This is a genomic window from Pseudomonas tensinigenes (genome assembly GCF_014268445.2).
Lineage (GTDB): Bacteria > Pseudomonadota > Gammaproteobacteria > Pseudomonadales > Pseudomonadaceae > Aquipseudomonas > Aquipseudomonas tensinigenes.
The window spans coordinates 2,214,865-2,230,817 of record NZ_CP077089.1 but is presented as its reverse complement, the minus strand read 5'-3'; the positions used below and the strand labels follow the sequence as shown (position 1 = coordinate 2,230,817).

14 protein-coding genes are annotated in these 15,953 nt (G+C 58.2%); 12 read left to right on the top strand and 2 right to left on the bottom strand.

From position 1 onward, the window contains the following. Positions 1–16: 16 nt before the first annotated feature. Positions 17–970 carry an alpha/beta hydrolase gene (locus HU718_RS09870; RefSeq protein WP_095120115.1) on the top strand — a complete coding sequence of 318 codons (954 nt, stop codon included), beginning with the start codon at positions 17–19 and terminating at the stop codon, positions 968–970. Between the two features lie 99 nt (positions 971–1,069). Beyond that, positions 1,070–1,861, top strand: coding sequence for a hypothetical protein (locus tag HU718_RS09865; protein WP_110721157.1), 792 nt, complete (start codon positions 1,070–1,072; stop codon positions 1,859–1,861). Between the two features lie 106 nt (positions 1,862–1,967). On the opposite strand, the gene prmB is transcribed toward HU718_RS09865, so the two are convergent. Next, complete coding sequence (prmB, locus tag HU718_RS09860) at positions 1,968–2,876, bottom strand: 50S ribosomal protein L3 N(5)-glutamine methyltransferase (RefSeq protein WP_007914027.1); 909 nt, start codon at positions 2,874–2,876, stop codon at positions 1,968–1,970. A gap of 239 nt (positions 2,877–3,115) precedes the next feature. On the opposite strand from prmB, the gene HU718_RS09855 reads away from it, so the two are divergent. The 5 genes from HU718_RS09855 to HU718_RS09835 all read left to right on the top strand — a co-directional run bounded on the left by HU718_RS09855 (position 3,116) and on the right by HU718_RS09835 (position 5,888). Continuing rightward, on the top strand, positions 3,116–3,706 hold the full coding sequence (locus HU718_RS09855) for a cysteine hydrolase family protein (protein ID WP_007914026.1): 591 nt from the start codon (positions 3,116–3,118) through the stop codon (positions 3,704–3,706). A 130-nt stretch (positions 3,707–3,836) separates the two neighbouring features. Further along, positions 3,837–4,157: a hypothetical protein gene (locus HU718_RS09850; protein ID WP_003223191.1), complete on the top strand. Its 321-nt coding sequence runs from the start codon at positions 3,837–3,839 to the stop codon at positions 4,155–4,157. Between the two features lie 74 nt (positions 4,158–4,231). Then, positions 4,232–4,789: a Smr/MutS family protein gene (locus tag HU718_RS09845; protein ID WP_007914022.1), complete on the top strand. Its 558-nt coding sequence runs from the start codon at positions 4,232–4,234 to the stop codon at positions 4,787–4,789. Between the two features lie 77 nt (positions 4,790–4,866). Next, positions 4,867–5,412, top strand: coding sequence for a GTP cyclohydrolase I FolE (folE, locus tag HU718_RS09840; protein ID WP_003442011.1), 546 nt, complete (start codon positions 4,867–4,869; stop codon positions 5,410–5,412). A 104-nt stretch (positions 5,413–5,516) separates the two neighbouring features. Continuing rightward, entirely contained in the window at positions 5,517–5,888 is a 372-nt protein-coding gene (locus HU718_RS09835; protein WP_095120114.1) for a glutaredoxin family protein, read from the top strand. 159 nt (positions 5,889–6,047) lie between these two features. On the opposite strand, the gene HU718_RS09830 is transcribed toward HU718_RS09835, so the two are convergent. Next, positions 6,048–7,214 (bottom strand): aminotransferase-like domain-containing protein, encoded by a 1,167-nt coding sequence (locus HU718_RS09830; protein WP_186616565.1) that lies wholly within the window; start codon positions 7,212–7,214, stop codon positions 6,048–6,050. Positions 7,215–7,296: 82 nt separating this feature from the next. Between HU718_RS09830 and HU718_RS09825 the strand changes: the two genes are divergently transcribed. The 5 genes from HU718_RS09825 to HU718_RS09805 all read left to right on the top strand — a co-directional run bounded on the left by HU718_RS09825 (position 7,297) and on the right by HU718_RS09805 (position 15,897). Then, a complete protein-coding gene (locus HU718_RS09825) occupies positions 7,297–7,743 on the top strand; it encodes a MarR family winged helix-turn-helix transcriptional regulator (RefSeq protein ID WP_122598921.1) in 447 nt (148 codons plus the stop codon). Positions 7,744–8,031: 288 nt separating this feature from the next. After that, a complete protein-coding gene (locus HU718_RS09820; RefSeq protein ID WP_007914003.1) occupies positions 8,032–9,381 on the top strand; it encodes an NCS2 family permease in 1,350 nt (449 codons plus the stop codon). An 89-nt stretch (positions 9,382–9,470) separates the two neighbouring features. Next, positions 9,471–10,100 (top strand): LysE family translocator, encoded by a 630-nt coding sequence (locus HU718_RS09815; RefSeq protein WP_186616564.1) that lies wholly within the window; start codon positions 9,471–9,473, stop codon positions 10,098–10,100. A gap of 228 nt (positions 10,101–10,328) precedes the next feature. Beyond that, entirely contained in the window at positions 10,329–13,862 is a 3,534-nt protein-coding gene (locus HU718_RS09810) for a calcium-binding protein (protein WP_186616563.1), read from the top strand. A gap of 169 nt (positions 13,863–14,031) precedes the next feature. Further along, a complete protein-coding gene (locus tag HU718_RS09805) occupies positions 14,032–15,897 on the top strand; it encodes a hypothetical protein (RefSeq protein ID WP_186616562.1) in 1,866 nt (621 codons plus the stop codon). The last annotated feature ends 56 nt before the right edge of the window (positions 15,898–15,953 follow it).

Here is a 15,953-nt window from a genome sequence, read left to right as displayed (position 1 = left end):
GACGAATGATGGCGTGATGATGCTGCGAGTTTTGATCTTGAGTCTTACCCTCTTTACGGGCTTTGCCCAAGCGACGGTCCTACAACGCCCGGTTACTTTGGATACCGGCACCGGCGAACTTTTCGGTTCGCTGCTGCTGCCAAAGTCTGACAACCCGGTGCCGGTTGTCCTGATTATTTCTGGCTCGGGTCCTACGGATCGCGACGGAAACAACCCCGACGGCGGGCGCAATGACAGCCTCAAGCGCCTGGCCTGGGTGCTGGCCAAACACAACATCGCCAGCGTGCGTTACGACAAGCGCGGTGTTGCGGCGAGCCTGGCGGCGACGCCGGATGAGCGCAATTTGTCGGTGGAAGCCTACGCGGCGGACGCGGTGGCGTGGGGGCAGAAGCTCAAAGCCGACCCGCGTTTCGGCAAATTGATCCTGCTCGGCCACAGTGAAGGCGCGCTGATTGCCAGCCTCGCCGCGCCGAAAGTCGATGCGGCGGCGGTGATTTCCCTGTCCGGCAGCGCCCGCCCGGTCGATCAGGTGATCCGCGAACAACTGGCCCGCAGCCTGCCGCCACCGCTGATGCTGCGCAGCAATGAATTGCTCGATAGCCTCAAGGCTGGCCACACCGATGACAATGTGCCGCAACCGTTGCAGGTGATTTTCCGCCCGAGCGTGCAGCCGTATCTGATTTCGCTGTTCCGTCAGGACCCGGCGAAAGCCTTCGCGCAACTGCAGATGCCGGCGCTGATCGTTCAGGGCAGCAACGACATGCAGGTCGGCGTTGGCGATGCGCAAGCGCTAAAGGCCGCCAAACCCGACGCCGAACTGGCGGTGATCGACGGCATGAACCACGTCATGCGCATCGTCCACAACGATATGAAGCGGCAATTGGCTTCGTACAAGGATCCAAATTTGCCACTGGCGGCGGAACTCGGCGCGAAGATCATTGAGTTTATTGACGGACTTCGCGCCAGTTAAGCGTTGTTTGCCCTCTAGTCCTGCAAAAAACGGCCGATAAGCCTTTGTCGCCAGCGCAACGGCTGGCGACAAGCAGGGCTTGGACAGGATCTCGCCGTTATGACTGATACCCAGACTTCACCCGACACCACCGCTGAAAAAGACGCACCGCCAGCGGTCGAGCTGCCGTGGGCGGATGTCCACGTCGAGCACCACAAGATGCTCCGCCTGGCCCCGCTGCAAACCGACCGCAACACCGGCGGACGCCCCTTGCGCTTCGTCGAATTCGGCTATGCCGAGCGCAACAGCAAAGAAAAAAGCCTGATGCGCATGGCGATCAAACTGCCCGGCCAGCGTGTGCGCAAAGAGCAGAATCAGCTGGACGTGTGGGTGGATCACACCACCAAGCGTGTGCACTTCGGCCCCGACAGCGGCCTGCAGATCGAACCGATGAACCGTGGCATCGGCCGTTACATGGCCGCGCAAGGCATCAATTGGGCGAAAAAGCGTTGGCCGACCTACACCGTCGACGGCATGGACTTGAACAACAAGGACGCGCTGAACGAAGACACGCGTCTGCGTCGCGATCACTTTTTGCGCGTGCACGGGTTTGATGTGGTGTACGCCGATGCGCAGCATTTGAAGGGTAGCGTCAAGGAAGTGCAGGTTGGCGATCTGCTCGGCGACTGGAACAGCGAAAAGCTGCAGATCGTCGAAATTCTTGAAGCAGCGCAGATGCTTCAGCAGGCCGAGCAGAATCTGGCCGAGCAGGAAGTGAAGCTGAAGAAGCAGGAAGACAAGGTCAGCAAGTTCAAGCGTGAAGACGCTGGTTTGCGTTTCACTATTACGTGTCTGGTGGCGTTTGCGGTGTTTCAGGCGGGGTTGTTGATCTGGATCGCCACGCACCGCTGATGGCTTGAGACCGCAGTGCGGCCATTCGCGAGCAGGCTCGCTCCCACAGGATTTGTGTCGTACACCGAACCTGTGGGAGCGAGCTTGCTCGCGAAGCTTTTAAGGATCAGACGCGGGAAGCGAACAGCGCCTGATGATCGCGGCACTGCTCCGCTGTCAGCATGAACACGCCATGCCCGCCGCGCTCGAATTCGAGCCAGGCGAAATCGACTTCCGGGTACAGCGCGTCAACGTGTACCTGACTGTTGCCCACTTCAACGATCAACAAGCCCTTCTCGGTCAGGTGATCCGCCGCTTCAGCCAGCATGCGTCGAACCAGATTCAGACCATCATCGCCACAGGCCAGACCCAGCTCGGGCTCATGCTGATATTCGTCCGGCATGTCAGCGAAATCTTCCGCATCCACGTAAGGCGGGTTGGACACGATCAGGTCGAAGCGCTGACCCGGCAAACCATCGAAACCATCACCCTGAACGGTATAGACGCGCTCATCGACGCCATGCCGCTCGATGTTCTGGTTGGCCACTTCCAGCGCTTCGAACGACAGATCCGCCAGCACCACTTCGGCGTTCTGGAACTCGTAGGCGCAGGCGATACCGATGCAACCGGAACCGGTGCACAGGTCGAGAATGCGCGCAGGTTCGGTGCCGATCCACGGGGCGAAGTGGTTTTCGATCAATTCGCCAATCGGCGAACGCGGGATCAACACACGCTCATCGACGATAAACGACATGCCGCAGAACCACGCCTCGCCCAACAGGTAAGCGGTGGGAATACGCTCTTCGATACGGCGCTTGAGCAAACGCTGCAAATTGACCAGCTCATCGTCTTCCAGCGCGCAATCGAGGTAGCTGTCGGCGATTTCCCACGGCAGGTGCAAAGCGCCGAGCACCAGTTGCCGCGCTTCGTCCCAGGCATTGTCGGTGCCATGGCCGAAAAACAGATCCTCCCCATGGAAGCGGCTGACGGCCCAACGGATGTGGTCGCGCAGGGTACGAAGTCGGGAAGTGATCACGGGGCAGAACTCCAGAAAAAACGACTGGCGATTCTACCAGCCAAAACGCCTGACGACGACGCAGGAAAATCATCCGGACGACGGTAGGAGTTTTCTGTTTTTTGCATCGGCTATTGAACAGAACGTGTAACTTGACAAGGCTGCAGGCCAATAACGACGGTGCCTACGATGGTAGCGATTCACAGAACCGCTCAGCCAGAGGACAATGTCGCAAAAGCCCCACCCCAAGGAGCCCCAGAATGTCCGTTCCAAAAACGATGTTTCAACTCAGCGGTCGCGGTTACGCAGCGGCCACACTGAGCCATGCCACCGTGGTCATCATCGATGCCCAGAAAGAGTATCTCAGTGGCCCGCTGGCCCTGAGCGGCATGGACGCGGCCGTCGCGAACATCAAACAAGTGGTTGCCGCAGCCCGTGCAGCCGGTCGGCCGATCGTGCACGTGCGTCACCTCGGCACCGTCGGTGGCCTGTTCGACCCGCAGGGCGAACGCGGCGAATTCATCCCCGGCCTTGAGCCACAAGGTGACGAAACCATTATTGGCAAACTGCTGCCGAGCGCGTTCCATGGCACCGAGCTGCTGGACCGTTTGCAAAACCTTGGCTCGCTGGACTTGATCGTCTGCGGTTTCATGAGCCACTCCAGCGTCAGCACCACCGTACGTGCAGCGAAGAACCTGGGCTTCCGTTGCACTCTGGTGGAAGACGCCTGCGCCACCCGCGACTTGCCGTTCAAGGGCCGCGTGCTCAGCGCCGCCGTGGTGCAGGAAGCCGAAATGGCGATCATGGCGGACAATTTCGCCACGCTGGCATTGACGCAAGACCTGATCTGATCGGCTCTGATGGGCGGCTCGCGGCGCCGCTCATCTGCAAAATCCTCTCATTTGCCGCAAATGCCATAGCCTCAGGAACAACCCGGTCAACTCCCGGTCGAAGGGCCGATACCCATTGAGGAAGGTCGGAATGAAGTTATCCGATGGATTTGACGCACGCCGCTTGCGGCCCAAAGGCCAAAGCAACTGGCGTTTTCGATTCGGCGCAGCGATCGCCGCCATTCTGGCGACGTTCGGCGTGCTGTTGGCGATGGCCGGGGCGGCCAGCCTGCTCGGGCGCCCACCGGCACTCGGTGACTTGAACGCTACACCAACGGGTTCGGCGATCATTCTGGCGGTCGGTTTGCTGTTTCTGTATTTCGGTGTCGCCCTGTGGCGCCGCTGCCGCCGTCGCGCACGGCAATCGCGGGAACTGAACATGTCCCCGCACCTGATGAAAAAACACGACTGACTCACCGGCCTGGCTTTTTGCCGGGCCGTTTTGTTTCGACTTGGGTAAACTGGCCGCCCTTCGCGGAGGCTGACATGCAAGACGACGATTTTTCCCTGTTCAAAAGTGCGATCCAAGGCGTCAAGCCGATCAAGCACGACCGCGCCGACACCGGCAAACCCAAGGCTGACCGCGCACAGATCGCCAAGCTGCGCCAATCCGCCACCGTGCGCACCGACACCGCTACCGTTGATGGCCTGTCCGATCAGTTCGTGATTGATGTCGGCCCGGAAGACGAGCTGATGTGGTCCCGTGACGGCGTGCAGGAAAGTCAGATGCGCAAGCTCAAGGTCGGCCAGATTCCGTTCGAAGGCAGCCTTGACCTGCACGGCATGAGCGTGGAAAAGGCCCGCGAAACGCTCTGGGCGTTTCTCGCCGAAGCGACCAAATTCGAAATCCGCTGCGTGCGCGTCACCCACGGCAAGGCTGTGCGCCTGGACGGCAAGCGGCCGATGATCAAAAGCCACGTCAACACCTGGCTGCGTCAACATGCGCAGGTTCTGGGTTTCTGCTCGTGCCAGGCCAGACACGGTGGGGCCGGTGCGGTTTACGTGATGCTTAAACGCACCATGATGGAAGGTCGCGACGAATAATCGCGTTACACCGAACTTGCAGGGTTGTGTCCGCCACCGTACCCTTGCCCTTTGCGAAAATCCCCACAGGTAGTTTCATGTCCCTGGAACAGAATTACACCGCGATTCTCGGCCAATTGGGCGAGGACGTGTCCCGCGAGGGCCTGCTCGACACGCCAAAGCGTGCCGCCAAAGCCATGCAGTACCTCTGCCGCGGTTATGAACAGACGCTCGAAGAGGTCACCAACGGTGCCCTGTTCAGCTCCGACAACAGCGAGATGGTGCTGGTCAAGGACATCGAGTTGTACTCGTTGTGCGAACACCACCTGCTGCCGTTCATCGGCAAGGCGCACGTTGCGTACATCCCGAGCGGCAAAGTGCTGGGCCTGTCGAAGGTCGCGCGGATCGTTGACATGTACGCTCGCCGCTTGCAGATTCAGGAAAACCTCAGCCGGCAGATCGCCGATGCAGTGATGCAAGTCACCGGCGCGCTGGGCGTAGCCGTGGTGATCGAGGCCAAGCACATGTGCATGATGATGCGCGGTGTCGAGAAGCAGAATTCGTCGATGATCACCTCGGTGATGCTCGGTGAGTTCCGCGAAAACGCCGCGACTCGCAGCGAGTTTCTCAGCCTGATCAAGTAATTTGCTGCACGAAGAAAACCGGCATTCATCGCCGGTTTTTTTTCGCCCGTGAAAAATCGGGTAAGCTGCGCGACTTTCTTTATTTGCACCGTGAGGCTTTCAACGTGTTCGTCAAAGCGCTTCGTGTCGGCCTCGGCCAACTGGTTATCTTCATCGACTTCATTACCCGTCCGGGCAAGAAACAGCGCCCTGCCGAAACTCAGGCCCAGGTCAATGCCGCCGCGCAAGGCCTGACCCTGTATCAGTTCCATGCTTGCCCGTTCTGCGTGAAAACTCGCCGTACTCTGCGTCGTTTGAATGTGCCGGTGGCGCTGAAGGATGCGAAGAACAACGAGCAGGATCGTCAGGCCCTGCTGGAACAGGGTGGCCGAATCAAGGTGCCTTGCCTGCGCATTGAAGAGAATGGCCAGACAACCTGGATGTATGAGTCCAAGGTGATTATTGATTATCTGGATAAGCGGTTTGCTGCGGTCTGATGTTTCTGTATTGGGGCTGATGGCCCCTTCGCGAGCAGGCTCACTCCTACACTTGGAATGCGTTCCCTTGTAGGAGTGAGCCTGCTCGCGATGAGGCCATTCCAGGCACCAAAAATCTCAGTCAAAAATAAACCGGCCCTCGAGCCGGTTTATTTGTTTTCAGGCCGCTTTATCCAGCTGCGCCTGGCGCACCACCGCCGCCAGTCGCTTCAACCCTTCATCCAGCCGCGCCGGATCGATATGGCTGAAATTCAGGCGCAAATGCCCGTGATGCTTATCCGGATCCGGGAAAAACGGCTCGCCCGGCATGAACGCCACATCATTGGCCAACGCCTCGTTGAGCAACGTTCGCGTATCCAGCGGTTGCTTCAACGTCAGCCAGAAAAACAGCCCGCCCTGCGGCATGTTCCAATCCGCCAGATCAGAAAAATGCCTTTCCAGCGCTGCTTGAAAGACATCGCGCCGCTGCCGATAGAACCCACGCAATTCGCTCAAGTGCTGCTGATATTTCTCCGTGCCGATCCATTGCAGCGCCTGCCACTGACCGATGCGATTGGTGTGCAGATCTGCCGACTGCTTGAGTTTGAGCAGATGCGGGAACAGATCCGGGCTGGCGATCAGGTAGCCGACGCGCAAACCAGGCAGCAAGGTTTTCGACACAGTGCCGGTGTAGATCCAGCTCGCCTTCTGCAGACGCCCGGCAATCGGTTTGGCGCTACCGCCATCGAAAGTCAGTTCACGATAGGGTTCATCTTCGATCAGGGTGACGCCGAATTCATCGAGCAATGCGGCGACGGCAGCACGCTTGGCTTCGCTATAGCGAACAGCGGACGGATTCTGGAACGTCGGAATCAGGTAGATGAACGCTGGCCGGTGCTGTTCGAGACGATGGCGCAATTGCGCCAGATTCGGGCCGTCGGCTTCTTGCGGCACGGTCAGGCAATCGGCGCCAAACAACTGGAAAATCTGCAATGCGGCGAGATAGGTCGGCGCCTCCAGGAAAATTTCCGTGCCCTTGTCGATGTATAGCTTGGCCGCCAGATCGAGGGTCTGCTGGGAACCACTAACCACCAACACCTGACTCGCCGCGCATTCCAGGCCAAGCGCCCTCGCCTCCGCCGCCAGCGCTTCGCGCAACGCTGGTTCGCCTTCGCTCATGCCGTATTGGCCAAGTGACAGCGGCATGTCGGCCCACTCGACCTTCGGCAGCATGGCTTCGGCGGGCAAGCCGCCAGCGAACGACATCACCTCCGGACGCTGGGCGGCGGCGAGGATTTCACGGATCAAAGAACTTTTAAGGCGCGAGACACGTTCGGAAAAAGCCATGGCGGTCACCGGTAGCGAGGCGGACGAAAAATGAGTCAAACTGGTTGACTGAAATTACGACAGCTTGAGCGAGTACGTCAACATGCTTGACCTTAAAAACCCTGCAAGCCAACAACAGGCGATGGAAGCGTTTTTCTTCGGCTATCAGGCCTTCACCGCCAAGGCTGATGAAATGCTCGAGCGCCGTGGGCTGTCGCGGGTGCATCAGCGCATTGTGTTTTTCATCGCGCGTTACCCGAATTTGAGCGTGAAGGAATTGCTGGGATTGCTCGGCGTGAGCAAGCAGGCGTTGAACATGCCGTTGCGGCAGTTGCAGGAGATGCATCTGGTGGACAGCGTGGCGTCTGAGGCTGACAAGCGTAAGCGGCTGCTGGAGTTGACGGCGGAAGGTGCGAAATTTGAGCAGGCGTTGCGCCGTGAGCAGGTGAAATTGCTGGAGCGGGTGTTTGCCGAGGCTGGGGAGGCGGCGGTGAATGGCTGGTTGGCGGTGAATCTGGCATTGGGGAACAGCCAGACAGTTCTTGATTGATTGGCTGACCTCTTCGCGAGCAGGCTCGCTCCCACAGGGGTATGAGTTCCCCTATGGGAGCGAGCCTGCTCGCGAAGGGGCCCCACAGGCGATATATCCCTATCGACGGAACTTTCGTAAACAAAACCAAAAACAATATTTGCTTTATTTGTACACAAAAGCATAATCCACAGCGTGCGAGTTCCTGACCGCATGGTCAACAAATTCGCGTATGCCTCAAAGGGCCGCTGCCACCCCTCATGGGTCCGGCCCTGGAAATAACAATAAAACTCTTGAGGAGTACTCGCTGTGGAAAGCCGCAAATCCGAAGCATCGACGCTGGACCTCTCGCCACCATTACGCAGTGGCTTGCTGGAACGTCTGTTTAAACTCAGCTTGCATGGCACCACGGTGAAGACCGAGCTGATTGCCGGTCTGACAACCTTCATCACCATGGCTTACATCATCTTCGTCAACCCGAACATCATGGCCGATGCCGGGATTGACCACGGTGCAGCCTTCGTCGCCACCTGTATCGCCGCTGCACTGGGCTGCCTGTTGATGGGCCTGTACGCCAACTGGCCGGTGGGTCTGGCGCCGGGCATGGGCCTCAATGCGTTTTTCACGTACACCGTGGTCGGCACCATGGGCTACAACTGGGAAACTGCGCTGGGCGCGGTGTTCGTCTCCGGTGTGCTGTTCATGATTCTGACTTTCTCGCGGATTCGTGAGTGGTTGCTCAACAGCATTCCGGTCAGCCTGCGCTTTGCGATGGGTGCCGGTGTCGGTCTGTTCCTTGGCCTGATCGGTCTGAAAACCGCCGGCATCGTCGTCGATAGCCCGGCCACACTGATCAAACTCGGCTCCCTGCGCGAACCTGGCCCCCTGCTCGCGGCGATCTGCTTCCTGATGATCGCGATCCTCAGTTATCACCGTGTCTTCGGCGCAATCCTCATCAGCATCATCACCGTGACCCTGGCCGGTTGGGGCCTGGGCATCGTGCACTACGAAGGAATCATGTCGACTCCACCGAGCCTGGCCCCGACCTTCATGGCCATGAATGTAGCCGGCGTGTTCAACGTCAGCATGATCAGCGTGGTGCTGGCCTTCCTCTTTGTGCACATGTTCGACACCGCCGGCACCCTGATGGGCGTCGCCCAGCGCGCCAATCTGGTCAACGCTGACGGCCGTATCGAAAACCTCTCCCGCGCGATGAAAGCCGACAGTGCCTCGAGCGTCTTCGGCGCCGTGGTTGGTGTCCCTCCAGTGACAAGCTATGTGGAAAGTGCTGCCGGTGTGGCCGCTGGTGGTCGGACTGGTCTTACCGCAGTCACCGTAGGTGTGCTATTTATAGCGGCAATGTTTTTTGCACCGCTGGCCGGCATGATTCCCGCCTATGCCACCGCCGGTGCACTGATCTACGTGGCGATGCTGATGATGGGCGGCATGGCCCACATCGAATGGGACGAAGCCACTGACGCGATCCCGGCCATCGTCACCGCGATCATGATGCCACTGACCTTCTCGGTCGCCGACGGCATCGCGCTGGGCTTCATCACCTATGTGGCGTTGAAGGCCGGCACCGGCAAGTACAAGGAAATTTCCGTCAGCCTGTGGGTGCTCTGCGCGATCTTCATCGCCAAGTTCATCTTCTTGTAAGCGGCGCGCGGTTCAAGCTTCAAAACGGCCTCACCCTCGCGGGTGGGGCTTTTGCACATTCTCGATACCAACAAAAAAGGAGGAAAGTGATGAGTCTGGAAACCTGGCTGCTGTTCAGCGGCGCTGCATTGGTGGTGATCCTCATTCCCGGGCCACTGTCACTGCTGATGATCAGCAACAGTCTGAATTACGGTTTGCGCCGTTCTTACCCGGCGTTTCTTGGCGGGGTAACAGCATCGATCTGCTTGCTCAGTGCCTCGGCGCTGGGCCTGGGCGCGCTACTGCTGACATCGGAACAGCTGTTCAGCGCCCTTAAAATTGTCGGCGCTCTTTACTTGTTCTACCTCGCCTGGCAGAGCTGGCAGCAATCGCGCCAGCCATCGACGGGTGCCGAAGTCCCGCAAACAGCGGCCGTACCACGCTTCCGCGCATTGTTCGGGCGCGCCTTCGTGCTGGGTGCAAGCAATCCGAAAGACATCCTGTTCTTCGCCGCCTTCCTGCCCCAATTTCTCAACGCCGAACAACCATTCCTGCCGCAGTTACTGGTCATGATCGCTACCTGGACCGTGCTGGATCTGCTGTGCAAGCTGGCATACGGCCTTGGCGCCCATGGCGCAGCGCGTTACTTGCGTAGCGGCAAGGGCCAAAGTTGGTTCAATCGGATCAGCGCCGGTTTGTTTGGTGGAGCAGGCGCCGCGTCTTTGCTCAGCAGCCACTGATTGAAATAAACCCGTGCATTGAACAACTGCCAATGACAACCACCCTGAGCATTTAAATATCCAGGGTGGTTTCGCATCCCCGGTACTGCGTAGCGGCATTAATTGCCCGGCCTGATTAGCGTCCAATCGTAATACATCGCAATACCCCATCGATGTACAGCACCAAGGATTTGCTCATAACATCACGTCTATTCCGTACAACAAATTGCCCTGAACAAGGATGTTCAAATGGCCACATTGATTCAAGACTCCGTCATACACCATGACACCGTCGTCATTAACGACATCGATATTCATACCAATGAAAAAACAACTTCGACTCTGGATTTGAACAGTGAGTCGGACAATTCAGCGCTGCCTAAAAACCCTGCAAAGACCGCTCAACTGAAAATGGTCGATGACTTGTTCGGTCCGATCGAGATTGGTTCGCTGTCGGTGACCCGCGTTTCCCTCGATATATTGGGCGCCACGATCGACGGTCAGTCCTTGAACGGTCGAAACACTTTTTTCCGCACACCGAAGCGCTCTTTCATCAACTCGTTACAGTTCAACCCGGCCAATGTCGAACTGCAGATGCGGCAATCGGCGGGTACAGACAGTTATCTATTACCGTCGCTGCTATTCGAAGTTGCCAGCCGACGTCCACTGACGGCGCCTCCTGTAATGAAAGAAGCAGTTGGCGAGGAGATCGATGCGGACGGCTATCGCGGCAAACTGCAGAAACTCTTGAATGCGGCACAGAGACTCGATCTCAGACACGCGCAATTACCCCGAAAAACACATCGCTGGGTCAATATCGCCAAAAGTACGACGACGCTGGGTTCGAGCCTCGGTATTCAGGGGTTTGGAATTTACATGGGCTTGCGCGGAATTTATGACGGGATAAGAACCAACAATACCGACGAGATCGTGATCAACACCACTGGCCTCGCCTCCGAGCTGGGTTCCATTGCCGTTGATATCGCCGTGACCCGGTCCGCGACGCAGATGCTCAAAGCCGGACACAGTGCCTACACCGACTTTGTCAAAACCCGATTTGCGATCAGGTTGAGCCGCTCCGGAGGCCTGGTCGGTGGCGCCCTGACGCTGCCTTTCGATATCTATACCGCCGTCAGGTCATTCAATGCTGCCGACAATGCCAAAGGCAAAGAGGCCATAGACCATTACGTCAGCGCTGGTTTGAGTATCGCCAGTGCCGGCATGACAGTGATTCTCGGCCTGGCCGCACTGGCCGGTTTTTCATTCGCCGGGCCGGTCGGCCTTCTCGCTGGTGCGTTGCTTGCCGTCGGCTCACAGATTTATGGCGCCGTACGGATCGTCGATGACATTGATGATTACATCGAACTCACCGACGAGGAGCGCTGGCGTACAGGCTGGTTTTCGTTCGTGGGAAAGAGTCCCGACAAAGATGTCCAGGACCGCTATTCCATAGCCAAAGCCACGGTTGAACATAGCCGGCAATTAAAACGGACCGCCCGAAGATTGCTCGATGGGACCTGGGAGAAAAAGCTCGAAGCTGTCGTCAACGGCGCATTCGAAGTAGAACTCGAGCCGAGCCGCAGGCTGATCAGAAACTGGTGGACCAAGCAGGACAATTGGGAAACGGTCGATGTGCCAAAAATCAAAGGCAGGGATGACACGATCGATGCCCGAGACGGCGTCACACCTGATACTCCCGGCGCAGAACTGGGAACCGCCGCAGCGCACAAAGGCGTCATCTGGTTCATCGGCGACGGTAAAGACGTGATCAAAGGAGTGAAAGAAAAACCCAACACGGTTCATTACGGCGCGGGAAAAAAAGATCTCACGGGAGGCGAAAAGGATGACCGGTTTGTCTTCGAAGCGGCCGGGAAGCTGATCGAGACGGGCGCCGACGTGCCCGGGTATTCGAAGATCAGGGGCGGCTCTGGCAACGATACGCTGGTGCTGGAAGGCAACTACATCTCAAGATTGCCCGAAGGCTCCGGTTATGACGTCGACCTGCAGTTCGGTACGTTGCATGTCAGCGTGACAGACAGTGACGCAGAGGACGGGAAAAAACATACCTTCCATAGTTTGCTCGAAAGTATTGAAAACATTGAGACCGTGCCTGGCGCCACTTCAACCGTCAACGGTACGGACGGCCCCAATATCATCCGATCCCAAGGCAGGGACACGATCACCGCAGGCGGTGGCGATGACCAGATAGTCCTGTCTCACACCGGTGCCTCTGCACACGGAAACGCGGGAATGGATACTTACATCATTGCCCACGTCCCTGGCGATCTGGCCATCTTCGAGGACGGTGAACAGGCCAGCGTTATTGCGTTGAACTGGCGAGCGGATCAGATTGAAAGCTGGGCCATCAAAGAAAACAGCCTGGTAATCACATCACGATTCGACTTTTATGAGATGCCCAGGAATGTTGTTTCCGTCCATGACATTTATCAGCAAGTGGATAGCAGGCTCACGCTGAAAAACAATCAGCTGACGTTTATCACCAAGGATGACTTTCACCTGGTGCCGGACTTGCCGGAAACCATCGAACACAACAAGAACATTGATGTACATGCAGTGATTAGCAAAGTCGGGAGACGACAAGGCCCGATTATTCTTAACGCCGATACACATATCATCAAAGACGACAGACCGCTGGACTTGTTCATCCCGAAAACCCATGACCTGACCACGCTTTATCTAGCGAAAAAACGCAATTCGGTAACCCGTCTGTTTGTGGACTATTCAAGCGCAGAACTAAGCAAAGTCGAGGCCCGCTTCGGCGCCAGAATATCCGACGCCAATGGCGACCTGGTGGTGGGGTGTGATCTGTCCTGCCACTTTGCAGATAAATCGTTACTCATCAAAGGCTACTCGACCAAGCGTGGCGGCATGGACCCGATGAATCTGCTGAAGATCCTGAGAGCCATGGACACTTATCTCGATCATAAAGTGACACTGGTCTTCAAGGATGGCGTCGCAGCGAATTTACGCCTGACTCCGGAAACCGAGGCACAACCCGCTGATGCAAAATTTGCCGTGTATGCCTTCACCGAATGGACCACTCCGATTTCACTCCCGCTGCAACTGCTGCCCGGCGACTACGCCTACGACCTGACGCAGAATGAGCCGTACCAACTGAAGGCCAATGCCGGATGCGCCAAGCTCTACGCTTATGCGCTCCAGCCCGGGCTGGACACACTGGAAGGCCAGGGCTCGACATACCTGGTTCACCTTGCCGCCAACATGCATATCCGTCTGTGTACGCCGGGCGCCCTTGCCAGCTCCAGCCTGCGCCTGCCATTTGCATCCACCTGGGACCTGGACGCCACGGAACTCGGCAAAGTCGACATCACCCTCGAAAACAACCAGTTGCAAATCGGCACCTGCGTTATTCACCTGCCGACTTACGACAGCGAAGACCTCATCGACCAGGTGCGTGTGATCACCGAAAAGGGCATCGTCCACACCGTCGACCTCTCCTTTGACTGGGTGTATCAGGATGGACTGGACGCGCGGTTCTTTGAAGAGCCCGATGCGACGGCGGCGTTGCCGGACGAATTCGCATCGGTCGCCGACAAAGTGTTGAAAGTCAGGTACATCGCCCTGGCCGACAATGAGCCCGGGACACTGAGTTACAGCTTGCCGATGCGGCGATGGATTCTGGATAGCGACAAGCGCCGAGTCATCGATTACTCGCAACTGCAGGTTTTCAGATATTGCACGCATCAACGACCAAGCCTGTTAACCCCGGCACCTCCACTGATCGAGGTTCCGGCGGCGTGAGCCTCCGTGCCGGGTAACGCCCGACAAATCTGCATCATCCACAAGAAACGATCACTGACGCCTCGAAACCTTCCCAGGCCCGACTCATCGGGGCTGGCAGCGCGTGCGTCCGGCGAATGCAAACAGATCATTTCCTTATTCAGAAACGCCTATCAACAGGATGTTGTTCATGGCCAAGCCCCCAAAGAAAGTCGCTGGTTCCGCCAGTACCGATACACCCGCTACCACACGACTACCCGAGGCAGAGCCCCTGACAAATCGACTTCAGGCAGCCGGCCCTTCCACCTTGCGACTGCCTGGCGATCCGACGCCCATCGCGCATTTACCGAATGTGCAGGTTGACGCTGATTTGAGTCGACCCGCCGTGATCGTGAGCGACATGCCGCAACCGTCCGTCGAATCGGCGAGGAACGAAATCGCCTGGCCGCGCAGTCGCTATGCGGAACTGGCGCCTTTCGGAGTCGCGGATAGCGGACTGTTTGAGGGGCCGGATTTGCGCATATACGCAGAAATAGGTACGGAAGGCCGCTTTCAGGTCGAGCAGAACGCACAGGGGATCTACCACGTACCTCTCTCCTTCGCGCCCGGGGTTCCCGGGCCGGTCCTGGCGAAAATCGACGGCCAGCCACGCTGGCGTATCGAACGCCCTGGCTGGCAATCACCACCGATCTCGGCCGAGTCCGCCCCCACCTCACGCTCACCCGCCTACCTTGCCCCTCAATTGACTGCTCTGCTGGAGCCGGCACTTTCGACGGACGGAATCCGTTACGACAAGCACAATAAAGCCTACGTCGAAATGGAAGGGGGGATGGTTCTGGTGGGCAAGCGCCGCGACGGGCACTACCAGGAAATATCCGCCAGCGAACGATCGTCCTCCGGTGCCGAGGTGGAGATGATTCCGGGCACAAAGCTCTGGCGCCGGAAAGTCCCGGTCAGTCCGATTGAACAGACCCCCGCGCCATCAGGCCTGCGTCCCACTGCCGAGTCAGACGCTGCCCAGCCTGGCCCAGGCAAGCGAGCACGGCTCGACGCAGGCGCGGTTCCGGAACAGCCAACCTCCGCTGACGCGGATCAAACACCGTATTTCTGGTTGCCGTGGGGCCATTTGAACCCACCGTCATCGGGAGAGTCGGTGCAATTGGGCTGGCTTCATTACTCGATCGTGCCAATCGGCACGGCCCCCAACCGGCTTCCCAAGGTGTACTTCCTGCAGCACCCGGAGTTTGCACCGGCGTATTTCGATGCCTTTGAACAGATGTTGCGCGACGCACCTGACTTGCAGCCGGTTGCAACCTTTCGCATCGGGTATGAGCCGGGCGAGGCGCGACCGGGCAAACGCTTCTTCGAGAAGCCGTTGTCGCAATCCGTCGCCGAGACCTTCGTGGATTTTTCCGCGTTCACTTCACGGGCCGTCGCCAGAAGACTGTTCGAACTGTCGGATTACCCACCAGCCATCACGGCCACCGGACTGATGAACATACAGGCCGTGTTGCATCAGTGGAACCACAAGCCCTTCCCCACGGTGCCTGCCTATGCAGACCCGCTCAACCTGTTGCCCGTCGCTTCCACCAGCGAAATCGCGGGCAGGAAAGTCATCAAACTGCTGCCGCAGGTCGAGGGTGAACTGCACAGGCTCACCTTCGATCCGCAGCATTTCGCGTTCGAATGGCGGCACTACTCGGCTGCCCCTTCTGACTACAACCTGCGGCGTCTGGTCGGCGCCCTGCTGATCCGCAGTGGCTATGACGTTTTCCCGCTGACGCACGATCACCGCAGACCGGCGCTGGTCTTCAAACGCGCAGATCAGGAGACGGTTTTTTTCCTGAAACTGGGGGTGCTCAAACATGAAGTGGTGGTGCATAACACCCTGCCGGGTACCGAGTTGGCCGATCCGGATCTGCCCGCACGCATTGGCAGTGCCGCGCACCTCGCGCTGACGAGCGCCGAGGCACAAAAGAATCTGGTGTGGTTGATCGGCGGCGTGCTGAAGACCGAGTCGGCCGCCGATTCGGTGTTCATTCTCAGAGAGCGTTGAAGCCCGCCGGGAACCCTTGTGTATCGCGCCTCGAGGGTTCCCAAGCGGCCACGGAT